The organism is Haloarchaeobius marinus (assembly GCF_051207415.1).
Classification (GTDB): domain Archaea; phylum Halobacteriota; class Halobacteria; order Halobacteriales; family Natrialbaceae; genus Haloarchaeobius.
In genome coordinates this window covers 185494-196481 of sequence record NZ_JBPKGD010000003.1, presented here as the reverse complement: position 1 = coordinate 196481, position 10988 = coordinate 185494, and the positions used below count along the sequence as shown (strand labels likewise).

Genomic DNA, 10988 nt, shown 5'->3' with positions numbered 1-10988 from the left:
CCCGTCGTCTCTTTCGCGCCGTTGCGGCGTCGGTTCTCGGGGTCGCGTGACCGGAGCGTCGAGGAGAGCAACGGCGACCACGCGCTCGACTGTCGAGACAGACCCACGCGTTCCGCGCCGTGACCGAACCGCCTATTGTCCGGTCGGTCGCAGTACCCTCCGAACGATGGCAGACGGCGACACACCCGGTGCGCTCACGTACTTCAGGCAGTTCTTCGCGCTGGAGCGTGACGTGTTCGTCCTCTCGCTGGCGATGTTCGCGTTCAGCCTCGGCTTCCAGATGACCGGCCGGTACATGGGCGAGTACGTCCTGTTCCTCGACGGAAACGAGTTCCTCGTCGGACTCTACGGGAGCTTCGGCAACCTCATCGGCGCGGTCTACCCGTACCCCGGCGGGGCTCTCTCGGACCGCATCGGTTCCCGGACGGCGCTGACGCTGTTCGGCCTGGCGTCGGCGGTCGGGTTCCTGCTCTGGTTCGGCGCACCGGTCCTCGCGGTCGGGGCCGTTCCGGCGTGGGCGTGGATATTCGTCGGCCTGCTGTTCGCCCAGGCGTGGAAGTCGTTCGGGCTCGGCGCGACGTTCGCCGTCGTCAAGCAGAGCGTCCCGGACGACCGCCTGGCGACCGGGTTCGCCAGCACCGAGACGTTCCGCCGTACCGCGTTCCTCGCCGGACCGCTGCTCGCCGCCGGCGTCCTCGCGGCCTACGGCTTCGACCCCGGATTCCGGTACGTCCTCGCCGTCGCCGCCGTCGCCGCCGTGGTCGGCACGGTGGCCCAGCACGTCCTCTACGAGGCCGAGGAGGACTCCCTCGGCGCGGAGTTCGAGGGGCTGTCACAGGTCCGGTCGGACCTGGCGAACCTGCCGTCGCCGCTCCGGCCCCTGCTCGTCGGGGACACGCTCGTCCGGTTCGCCAACGGGATGGTGTACGGCTTCGCCGTGCTGGTCGTCACGCGCGTCCTCAGGACCGACGCGACGCTGTTCGGCTACTACCTCGCGCCCGAGGCGCTGTTCGGCGTCTTCCTCGCCGTCGAGATGGCCGTCGCGCTGGTGACGATGGTACCCGTGGCGAACCTCGCCCGGCGGGTCGGCCTGAAACCGGTCGTCGGCCTCGGCTTCCTCGTCTACGCCGTCTTCCCGGTGCTGCTCGTCTTCGCGCCGGAGGGTGGGCTGACGCTCGCCGGCGTGTCGCTCTCGGAGGCCGTCGTGGTCGGGGCCATCTGGGCGTTCTCCGGCCTGCGGTTCGCCGGCCTCCCGGCGCACAAGGCGCTCATCGTCGGTCCCGCCGCGGCCGACGCCGGCGGCAGGGTGACCGGGTCGTACTACCTCGTGAGGAACGCACTCACGATTCCGAGCGCGTTCGTCGGGGGCCTCCTCTACGCCTCGGCCGGGTACGCCGGCCTCTCCGGCCCGCAGGTGGCCTTCGCCGTGGCGACGGTCGTCGGCCTGCTCGGGACGGCGTACTTCCTCGTCGAGGGGGAGGAGTTCTCGGCGTACGCGTGACCGGCGTCGGGTGGTATCAGAACCTTCATGGGTCGACGGACCGACCGGCAGTATCCCGGTGACTCACCGTGACCGACACTGACGAGGCCGCCGACATCTTCGCGGGGACCGAGGAGTACTACGCCAGCCACCGACCGGGCTACGGCGAGGAGACCGTCGCCTTCCTCCGGGAGCGGTTCGACCTCGACGGGTCCGAGCGCGTCCTCGACCTCGGCTGTGGCGCCGGTCAGATAGCCATCCCGCTCGCGTCTCACGTCGGGTCTGTCGTCGGGATGGACCCGAACGAGGCGATGCTCCGCCAGGCTGAGGCGCGGGCCGCAGAGGCCGGCGTCGAGAACGTCGAGTGGGTCGTCGGCTCCGACGCAGACGTCGACGCCGACCTCGGTACGGTCGACCTGACGACGATGGGCCGGTCGTTCCACTGGATGGACCAGGCGGCGACCCTCGACCGCATCCACGACGTGACCGCCCCCGGCGGCGGCGGCGGCGTCGCCATCGTCACCGACGGCGAGTGGCTGACGAAGGGCACCGAACCGTGGCAGGAGACGGTCTACGCCGTCGCCGACCGGTACCTCGACGACCTCCCCGAACGGGTCCACCCGGACGACGTGGACTACGACCCCTGGGACGAACTCGTCGCGTCTCGTGGCTTCGACGACGCCCGGACGGACGTCGTCGAGTTCGACCGCGAGTGGGACGTCGACGGCATCGTCGGCTACGTGTTCTCGCTGTCGTTCTGCTCGCCGGAGCGGTTCGGTGACGACGCGGCCGACTTCGAGGCCGACCTCCGTGAGACGCTGGCCGACGACGACGCCGACACGTTCGTCCAGCACGTCACCGTGTCCGTCGTCACGGGGGTCCGCTGACGGGTCGAGACCGACGCCGATTTGTCGCTCTCGTCCCAACCGGTGCGTGTGAGCGATACGACAGAACCCGTCGACGAGCAAGCGCCCGTCGACGACTCCGAGCCGGTCGAAGCACCCCACAGCGCCGACCACCGCCCCGGTCGGCCGCCGCTCGTCCGCTTCTTCGAGGCGCTCGGCGTCCGCCGACACGCCCGCGTCGGCGCGCTGTCCGGACTGCTGCTCGCCGTCGCGCTCTTCACCTTCTTCGTCGTCCTCCCCAGCGTCGTCCCGGGCGTCCGGGGTCGGACCGAGTCGACGTTCCTCTTTCTCGTGCTCGGCTTCGTCGTCGCGGTCACGACGGCCCTGTTCGTCACCACCGTGCTGACCGTCCGAACGCTGTTCCAGCAGGTCGCCTCGCCGCCGAAGTGGGTGCGCCGGGGTGGCATCGTCGCGACCCTCGGTGGCGTCGCCTGGGCCGGAGCGACTGTCGCAGGCGTCGTCGTCGGCGACCCACTGCGACCCTGGCTATCGGTCCCGGTCCTGCTGACGATTCCCGGCATCTGGGCGGTCCACACCCGGGTCAAGCGACTCGACCGCGACCTCGACCGCGTCGGCACCGTCGTCGCCGTCGCCGGTGCCGTCGCCGTCCACGGGGCCGCCATCCTCGACCCCGACCCGTTCCTCGGCGGGACCGTCGCGCCCGTCCTGACGCCGTTCACCGCGAGCGTCGGCACGCTGGCGGCGGGCACCCTCGCGCTGTCGCTCGCGGCGAGCGACGAACTCGGTGCGCCAGCGCTCGTCGCCGTCGTGCTCTCGGGCGGCGCACTGGCCGCACTCGGTTCGGGACTCGCCGGCGTCGTCGCCGTGTCGGGTGCGGTCGCCGTCGTCCCCCTCGCACTCGGGTGGGTCGCCCTCGGCGTCGGTCTGTGGCAGTCGCCCAGGCCCGCCGGGTGGACGCCCGGGGAATCGCCGTCGCTGTTCGACGATTCCGGCTGATACGTGGTCGTGGGCGTCCGACGGCCCGCCCGCCCCGGTCCGTCAGTTCTCGACGTCCAGCGACGTGTCGCCCGCCCCGGTCCGTCAGTTCTCGACGTCCAGCGACGTGTCGCCGGCCAGCGCCGCGAGTCGGGACGCACCTGCTCGCGTGCCCTTGGCGATGAACACGTCGCCGGCGTGGAGTCGGGTCTCCGGGCCGGGCGATATCTCCCAGTCCGTCCTGCCGTCGCCGGTGTGGCGGACGGCGATGACGCCCATCCCGGTCTCGGTCTTGACGCGCTTCTCGCCCAGCGTCGTCCCCGCGAGGCCCGACCCGTGGGCGACGGTCAGGCGCACGATGACCTCGTCGGACTCGAAGACCGCCTCGGCGACGACGGGGTGGGTCCCCATCCCGCGGAGGACGCCCTCGGCGATCTCCAGGGCGGCGTCGCTGATGACCTCGGTCGACCCGGCGAGGTGCATCAGGCCGCGGAGCGAGACGGGGTCGTCGACGCGACTCGCGGCCCTGAGCGTCCACGCCTCGAAGCGGGATTCGAGCGCGTCGACCTCGGCCTCCAGTTCGGCGACCTCCTCGGCGAGCGCCTCGCTGTCGTAGAGGACCGACCCGTAGGCCACGTCGACGGCGAGTTCGCTCATGTTCTTCATCAGGACGATGGAGTCGACGGCTCGTTCGAGGTCGTCGATGCCCGGTTCGACCGGTTCCGGGGCGTCGTAGGAGTCGCCGGTGGCGTCCTCGTAGACGGCCGCGACGTTGTCCTCCGTCCCGCGCAGGAGGACGACGTCGTCGGCCCGGAGGTCGGTGTCGCGGCCGGGGTTCAACAGCCAGTCGCCACGTCGCCTGATAGCGATGACGCGCACGCCGGTCTCGGTCTCCAGGTTGACGTCGGCGAGGGTTCGTCCGGCGAGTCGGGACCGGAAGTCGACGGTGGCGCGGGCGACCGTATCGACGGCCTCGGGAAGTGCGGTCCGGAGCGCGTCGGGCAGGCCGATCTCCTCGATGACTACCTTCGCGATGTCGCCGGTGGCGTCGCTTATCTTCTCGGTGGCGCCGACGACGCCGAGGACCGGCGCGAGCGCCTCGGCGTCCTCCGGGGAGCGGGCGGCGAGCATGAGGCTCATCCGGGCGCGCATCTGGAGGACGTCCATCCGGTCCTCGAGTGCGAGCACCTCCTCGGCGACCTCGGTGCTCCCCAGCAACACCGCCGAGAACGACATGTCTATCATCAACTCGGCGGTGTCTTTCATCTCCGCGAGCAGTTCTTTGACGCTCACGGGTTCGTACTCGACGTCACCGGCGTCCATGCGTCGGGGTTTGCGTGGTGGCGAGAAAAACGTTGTCCGGGCCACTCCGGTGACGGGCCGCCCGGTTCGGCGAGCGTTCCGCACGACCGACGATATTTTCGATAGTAATCCTGCAAACGATTTTACAGCGACGTCGGCCGGCAAAGACAATGTTTTTCGGTGAAGGTTGTGAACCTGCGCGTATGTCTGACGACCTCAAGAAAGGCTTGGAAGGGGTTCTCGTCGCCGAATCCGAACTGAGCTTCATCGACGGCGACGAAGGCCGCCTCGTCTATCGGGGGTACGAGATAGAGGACCTCGCTCGCGATGCCAGCTACGAAGAGGTGTTGTACCTGCTCTGGAACGGGAACCTGCCGAATCGGGCCGAACTCGACGAGTTCACGGACACGATGGCCCAGGAGCGACACGTCGACGACGGCATCATGGCGACGGTCCGCGAACTCGCCGCGAAGGACGAGGAACCGATGGCGGCGCTCCGGACGACCGTCTCCCAGCTCTCGGCGTACGACCCCGACGCCGGTCCCGAGGTCGACCCGACCGACGAGGCGGCGAACCTCAGGAAGGGCCGTCGCATCACGGCGAAGATTCCGACGATTCTCGCCGCGTTCAAGCGCCTCCGCAACGGCAACGAACCGGTCGACCCGCGCGAGGACCTCGACCACGCCGCGAACTTCCTCTACATGCTCAACGACGAGGAACCGGACGACGTGCTCGCCGAGACGTTCGACATGGCGCTCGTGCTCCACGCCGACCACGGCCTGAACGCCTCGACGTTCACCTCGATGGTCATCTCCTCGACGCTCGCCGACCTGCACTCGGCCATCCCGGGCGGTATCGGCGCGCTCTCGGGGAGTCTCCACGGCGGCGCGAACCAGGACGTGATGGAGGCCCTGCTCGAACTTGAGGAGTCCGGCAAGGACCCCGTCCAGTGGGTGACGGACCGACTCGACGCCGGCGAGCGCGTCCCCGGGTTCGGCCACCGCGTCTACAACGTCAAGGACCCCCGTGCGAAGATACTCTCGGAGAAGAGCGAGGCGCTCGGCGAGGCCGCAGGCACGCCCCAGTGGCACGACTACTCCGTCGCCATCGAGGAGTACCTGATGGAGGAGAAGGGTCTCGCCCCGAACGTCGACTTCTACTCGGCGTCGACGTACTACCAGATGGGCATCCCTATCGACATCTACACGCCCATATTCGTGATGAGTCGGGTCGGTGGCTGGGTCGCACACGTCCTCGAACAGTACGACGACAACCGCCTCATCCGGCCGCGGGCCCGGTACGTCGGCCCGACGGACGAGGAGTTCGTCCCCGTCGACGAACGGTAGACACGCACCGACTCACTCGGTTTCGACGCCCGTTATCTCGAACCTCGCACCGCCCTCGCGCCCCTCGGTGAGCCGTATCTCCCAGCCGTGGGCCGTCACGTACGCCCGGACGATGTCGAGGCCGAAGCCGGTCCCCTCCTCGGCCGTCGAGTACCCGGCCTCGAACACCCGGTCGCGATTCGCCGCGGGGATTCCGGGTCCGTCGTCCTCGACGTAGAAGCCGTCGGGCAGGTCGCCGACCGCGACGCGAACGTCGTCGCGCCCGTGTCGCACCGCGTTCCCGAACAGGTTCTCGAAGACCTGCCCGAGTCGGGGCGCGTCGGCCAGTATCCGGCGGTCGGTCTCGACCCGTAGCTCTGCGTCTCGGGTCTCGACGGCCGCCCACGAGTCCCTGGCGACGGCGGCCAGGTCGACCGGCCCGGTCTCGACGACGGCGGTGCCCTCCCTGGCCAGCGAGTGCATCTGTTCGAGGCGGGTATCGAGCCGGGCCAGCGCGTCGGCGGCGGCCGCCAGGTGCTCGCTCTCGCAGTCGTCGCGGGCCAGTTCGAGGCGGAGCGTCGCCACGTCGAGCAGGTTCCGCAGGTCGTGGGAGACGACGCTGGCGAACGCCTCGAGTCGCTCCTCGCAGCGGTCGTCCTGGTGCTCCTCGTCCCGCCGTCGTCCGACAGCGCGTTCGACGCTCCGGGCGAGTCGTTCGAACTGTTCGCCGCCGGTCCCCTTCCGGACGTAGTCGGTGACGTCAGCCGAGACGGCGGCGGCCACCGCCTCGTCGGTGAACAGGACGAACGGCAGGTCGGGGTGGGTTTCGCGGACGGTCTCCAGCAACTCGACGCCGGTCGCCCCCGGCACGTCGACGCTCGAGACGACGCAGTCGACGTCGCCGGCGTCGAGTCGAGCGAGCGCGTCGGCGGCGGTCGTGGCCGTCACGACGTCCAGCCGGTCGCACGCACGTTCGAGAGCCTGCGCCGTCAGGGCACCGAACCCGGGGTCCCCGTCGACGTGCAGCACCCTGACCGGATCGGTCATCGCGTCTAGAAGCAGCCCGGAGGACAAAACTCGTGCTACGGTGCAGTCCGTCGGTCGCCTGCAGACGCAGGCTGTCGGCCTATCCACCGCAAGGGCCTACGGTCGGTCGACATGGTCGACATCATGGGCCACCTGGCGATGGGGTTGCTGTGGGCCGCCCCTGCATGGTTCGTCTGGAACGACAGGGTCAGCCCCGCGTTCGTCCTGCTCGTCCTGCCGGCGTCGCTGCTCCCGGACGTCGACCTGTGGCTCTCGAAGCTCATGCCGGGGTCGTTCCACCACCACGGGGTCACGCACACCGTCGTGTTCGTGGCGCTCGTGAGCCTCGTCGTCGCCGGACTCGTCGCCGCGTTCTTCTCCCGGCCGTTCGACCGCTGGCTCCCGAGCGAGCGCTTCGACACGCGGCGCGTGTTCGGGTTCGTGGGCGGTGCAGTACTGGTCGGTGGACTCAGCCACCTCTTCGCAGACGTGCTCTCGGCACCGGACATCGCCTCGCCGATAGAACCGCTGTGGCCGCTCTACCCGCATCCGTTCGGAATAGACCTCATCTGGTACAACTCGCCGGTGTGGAACGTTGGGCTGTTGACCGTCGCGGTCGCGCTCCACGTCGGACTCGCCTACGCGACCGTCCCGTTCGGGCGGTCGTACTCGGTGCGACGGTCGTAGGCGACGGTCCGGTTCGGTCGTCTCACTCGGTCAGTTCTCGCGTGACGTAGGCGACGCCGAGCAGCGACAGACACAGGAGGACCAGCGAGAACCCGGTCCGGACGAGCGACCGGTACGCCGGCCCGATCCAGTCGCCGATGGTCTGCATCGCGCTCGCGTAGAACTGGAAGAGCATGACGAGGCTGAACAGGCCGAGACCGACGAGTGCGACCCACAGCACGGTCCTGCGTGGTCCTCGCTCGCCGTTCTCGTCGGTCGTCCGGTCACGGGCGTCGGAGCCACGTGCAGCGGTGGTGGTGGTCGCGTCGTCGGTGCGGTCGGTCGTGGTGGTGTCGTTGGAACTGTCGGTCATCGTCGTACCCTCCGGGCAGCAAGTGCGGTCGCGAGCAGTGCAATCAGCGCGACGGGGACGCCGAAGCCGGGTTGGCCGGCGCTGGAGCCCTCCGGTACCTCGGTCGGTCTCGGCCCGGCATCGCCGGGGTCGCTCTCGAAGTCGCCGCTCTGGAACCCCTCGTCGGCGCTCTCGTTGTCGACGGTGAGGCCGTTGCCGGGGGCGAGGTTCGCCACCGAGCGCTGGGTGTCGACCACCGTGTCGCCCTTCCAGAGGATGGCGTCGAGGTAGTAGTTGTAGCCGTCCGGGACGGTCAACTGGGCGGTGGGCGTGACCGTCTCCCCGGGTTCGACGCGGCCGACGTCGACGGTGGTCCGGTCGGCGACGACGTTCGACCCGTTCTGGCGGGCCTTGAGGACGAACCGGAGGTCGTCGGCGGGTTCGTCGCCGACGTTCGAGAGGTAGGTCGTCACCGACAGCGTCGCGCGGTCGTCTGCGACGCTGTCGATGGTGTACTCGATGACCGGGAGGTCACCGCCGTCGAAGTCGTGGAACTGGACCGGCGTCAGGGCGTAGGCGGGCGTGAGGCTCTCGACGCCCGAGACGGTCCGACTGCCGGTGTCGAGTCGCTCGCCGTCCCGGTAGAGGACGGCCTCGATTCGATACCCGCCCTCGCGGGGGACCTGGAGGGACCCCGTCGCGTTCACCTCCTCCTGCCCGGTCAACTCGCCGAGGTCGAGGCGGCGCGTGTCGGCGACGAGGCCGCTGTCGTCGTCGACGGCGCGAAGGACGACTGTCACGTTGGGGGCCGGGTTGCCACGGTGCTCGACGTAGGGCGTCACCGAGAACGTGGCGGTGCCGCCTGAGACGGCGTCGACGGAGATGGTCATATCGGTGATGGTTCCACCGCCGGGGCGGACCAGCGGTTCGTCGGCCCCGGGAGGCTCGACCGCGTCGGGGGCGGCGGCGAGGACACCGATTGTGGCGACGAGCGTCACCACGAGGAGCCCCACGAGGACTCGTTCAGGTTTCATATCAGGTGCTATACCTGTCGTATTAAATGCTTTGTGTGGCACGACCGGTGACCCGGCGGACAGCACCGGGTCGCGCTCCCCGACGGCAGCAGCGTGGCGTGGCGTCCCGGGCGCCGTTCGCGGGCGTGGTCTCAGTCCACCGTACTCCCGCGGTCGGCCATCATCTCGGCGGCGCGTTCGGCCCACTCGCCGGTCTCGAAGCCGAAGACGACGATGGCGGCCGCGCAAACGTAGTACAGGACGATGCCAGCGTAGATGCCGACGACGCCGAGACCGAGGACCGTACTGGTGACGTAGGAGAAACCGAGGAAGAACACCGTCAGTCCGACGACCCGGGCGACGAACGGGACGCGCGTCTCGCTCGCGCCCTGCAGGTTGCCCGAGAAGACGACGTACGTGACGAGGGCGGCGGCGGAGAGGCCGTAGGCCCGCGAGAAGCCGACGGCGTAGCCGACCGTCGCCGGGTCGCTGGTGAACAGCGTGACGACGAACGGTGCGAAGACGACCAGTCCGAGTCCGACCGTGCCGACGGTGAGCACGCCGAGGACGCCGATGGCCCGGCCGTCGTGGCGGGCCCGGTCGGGGTCGCCCTCGCCGAGTGCCTGCCCGACGACGACGCTCGCGGCGACGCTGTACCCGCGGGCCAGTGGGCCGGTCACCTGCTGGTACATCCGGCGCCCGACCTGGAAGCCGGCGTTGACCTCGGTCCCGAACGAGAGCAACAGCGCGTTGAAGGGGAACTCGGCGAGCGTGTTGGCGAAGCCGTCGAAGATACGGGGGACCGACACGACGACCAGTTGTCGGGTGACGACGGGGTCGGTCGGCCGGGCGAACCCCACCGACGTGAACTCGGTGTACATCGCGAGCAAGAGGGCACACGCGGTGAGGACGTTCGCGCCGGCGGTCGCGAGGCCGACGCCGACGACTCGCAGTTCCGGCGCGCCGAACAGGCCCAGGCCCAGCGTCGCACTCGCGACGATGTTCAACCCGTTCGCGACCACGTTGACGTACATGGGCGTCCGGGTGTCGCCGGTGCCCTGCAGGGACCGTGCCGCGACTATCGACACCTGTCGGGCCGGTGCCGTGGCGAAGACGATGGCGAGGTACGTGCCGCCGAGGTCGGCGACGGCGGTCGGCGCCCCAACGAGTGCGATGGCCGCCTCCCCGAACAGTACCCCGAACGCGACGAACGGGAGTCCGGTGACGAACGCGAGCACGATGGCCTGGGTCACGGCCTCGTCGCGGTTGGCCTCGGCGCCCGACCCGGTGTCCTGGCTGGAGAGCGCGATCGCCCCACCGCCGAGTCCGAGACCGATGCGGAGAGGGAAGCGGGCGTAGAGGTCGGCGAGTCCGATGGCGGCGACGGCGGCGGGCGAGAAGAAACTCGTGACGACGATGTCCGTCGTCCGCATCGCGGTCCGGGTGGTCTGTTCGACCATCACGGGCCAGGAGAGACCGAGGACCCGCCACCAGACCGCCGTCAACCGGTCCCGGTCCATGGTCCGGTTCGGACCGACGGGACCTTTGTAATGTCGGAAACAGAAGCGGACCTATGGACGTGTTCGTCTACGGGACGCTCACCGACCCCGACCGGGTCGACGACCTGCTCGACGACTGGACGTTCGGCCCCGACGCCGTCCTCCGGGGCGTCCACCGCGTCGACGGTCGGTATCCCACGCTCGCCCCCGGCGGCGAGGTCCGAGGGCGACTCCTCCGGACGACCGACCTCGACGCCCTCGACGCGTACGAGGGGGTCGACCGCGGCCTGTACGCCCGGGTCGCCGTGGCGCGCGCGGCGGCCGACGACCCCGTCGCGGTGTACGTCGGCGACCCGGTGCGACTCGGCACCGCAGAATCGGTCGAGTTGGCCGGTGACGGCCCACTTTTCGACCGTCTCGTCGAGTTCGTCGAGACCCGCGCGACCGTGCGGACGAGTCGCGAGTGACGACCGGATGACGGCCG

Annotated in this window: 11 protein-coding genes; 6 read left to right on the top strand and 5 right to left on the bottom strand. The window is 69.8% G+C overall.

From position 1 onward, the window contains the following. Positions 1-166: 166 nt before the first annotated feature. The 3 genes from ACSC1W_RS12950 to ACSC1W_RS12940 all read left to right on the top strand — a co-directional run bounded on the left by ACSC1W_RS12950 (position 167) and on the right by ACSC1W_RS12940 (position 3342). A complete protein-coding gene (locus ACSC1W_RS12950) occupies positions 167-1501 on the top strand; it encodes an MFS transporter (protein WP_435347916.1) in 1335 nt (444 codons plus the stop codon). 68 nt (positions 1502-1569) lie between these two features. Continuing rightward, entirely contained in the window at positions 1570-2367 is a 798-nt protein-coding gene (locus ACSC1W_RS12945; RefSeq protein WP_435347915.1) for a class I SAM-dependent methyltransferase, read from the top strand. A gap of 48 nt (positions 2368-2415) precedes the next feature. After that, positions 2416-3342: a DUF7536 family protein gene (locus ACSC1W_RS12940; protein ID WP_435347913.1), complete on the top strand. Its 927-nt coding sequence runs from the start codon at positions 2416-2418 to the stop codon at positions 3340-3342. An 84-nt stretch (positions 3343-3426) separates the two neighbouring features. Here the strand turns inward: ACSC1W_RS12940 and ACSC1W_RS12935 are convergent, their stop codons facing one another. After that, positions 3427-4644, bottom strand: a complete 1218-nt coding sequence (locus tag ACSC1W_RS12935; protein WP_435347911.1) for a potassium channel family protein — start codon at positions 4642-4644, stop codon at positions 3427-3429. Positions 4645-4826: 182 nt separating this feature from the next. On the opposite strand from ACSC1W_RS12935, the gene citZ reads away from it, so the two are divergent. Beyond that, positions 4827-5969, top strand: coding sequence for a citrate synthase (gene citZ, locus ACSC1W_RS12930; protein WP_435347909.1), 1143 nt, complete (start codon positions 4827-4829; stop codon positions 5967-5969). Positions 5970-5981: 12 nt separating this feature from the next. Here citZ and ACSC1W_RS12925 read toward each other — a convergent pair whose 3' ends face one another. Further along, positions 5982-6995 (bottom strand): sensor histidine kinase, encoded by a 1014-nt coding sequence (locus ACSC1W_RS12925; protein WP_435347907.1) that lies wholly within the window; start codon positions 6993-6995, stop codon positions 5982-5984. A 111-nt stretch (positions 6996-7106) separates the two neighbouring features. Between ACSC1W_RS12925 and ACSC1W_RS12920 the strand changes: the two genes are divergently transcribed. Continuing rightward, positions 7107-7661, top strand: a complete 555-nt coding sequence (locus ACSC1W_RS12920; RefSeq protein ID WP_435347905.1) for a metal-dependent hydrolase — start codon at positions 7107-7109, stop codon at positions 7659-7661. Positions 7662-7683: 22 nt separating this feature from the next. Here ACSC1W_RS12920 and ACSC1W_RS12915 read toward each other — a convergent pair whose 3' ends face one another. From ACSC1W_RS12915 to ACSC1W_RS12905, 3 genes are all read right to left on the bottom strand, one after another. Then, entirely contained in the window at positions 7684-8013 is a 330-nt protein-coding gene (locus ACSC1W_RS12915; protein WP_435347904.1) for a DUF8060 family membrane protein, read from the bottom strand. Next, entirely contained in the window at positions 8010-9026 is a 1017-nt protein-coding gene (locus ACSC1W_RS12910) for a DUF7490 domain-containing protein (RefSeq protein WP_435347903.1), read from the bottom strand. Before ACSC1W_RS12910 ends, ACSC1W_RS12915 begins: the two co-directional genes overlap by 4 nt. A gap of 131 nt (positions 9027-9157) precedes the next feature. Continuing rightward, a complete protein-coding gene (locus ACSC1W_RS12905; RefSeq protein ID WP_435347902.1) occupies positions 9158-10525 on the bottom strand; it encodes an MATE family efflux transporter in 1368 nt (455 codons plus the stop codon). 53 nt (positions 10526-10578) lie between these two features. Between ACSC1W_RS12905 and ACSC1W_RS12900 the strand changes: the two genes are divergently transcribed. Then, on the top strand, positions 10579-10971 hold the full coding sequence (locus ACSC1W_RS12900) for a gamma-glutamylcyclotransferase family protein (protein ID WP_435347901.1): 393 nt from the start codon (positions 10579-10581) through the stop codon (positions 10969-10971). The last annotated feature ends 17 nt before the right edge of the window (positions 10972-10988 follow it).